Origin of the sequence: Algoriphagus aestuariicola (assembly GCF_017254835.1) — a bacterium.
Taxonomy (GTDB): Bacteria; Bacteroidota; Bacteroidia; order Cytophagales; family Cyclobacteriaceae; genus Algoriphagus; species Algoriphagus aestuariicola.
Genome location: NZ_JAFKCW010000080.1, coordinates 1 through 283, shown reverse-complemented (window position 1 = coordinate 283; position 283 = coordinate 1). Strand labels below are relative to the sequence as shown.

Below are 283 nucleotides of genomic sequence, written 5' to 3'. Positions count from 1 at the left end.
TATTTATACTTGACGTATAATGCCGTTAGCAGTGATTTATATTTCCCATCAAATTATATCATGGTCATAGGTATAATATATATTAATTATTAAACATTAATTTAATAATTTTAAATTATATTTATGAGTATGAAATTATTTTAAGGTTCTGGTGTCTATCGTATTGGAAGTTCTGTTGAATTTGACTGGTGTGCAGTAGGATGTCTTAGAGAATTAAGAAGACTTGGTAAAAAAACAATTATGGTTAACTGTAATCCAGAAACTGTTAGCACAGATTATGACA

The 283-nt window shown here is 26.9% G+C and carries 1 pseudogene; it reads left to right on the top strand.

The features are described from left to right. Positions 1-156: 156 nt before the first annotated feature. A pseudogene (locus tag J0A67_RS23735) lies at positions 157-283 on the top strand (carbamoyl phosphate synthase preATP-grasp domain-containing protein); the annotation flags it as partial.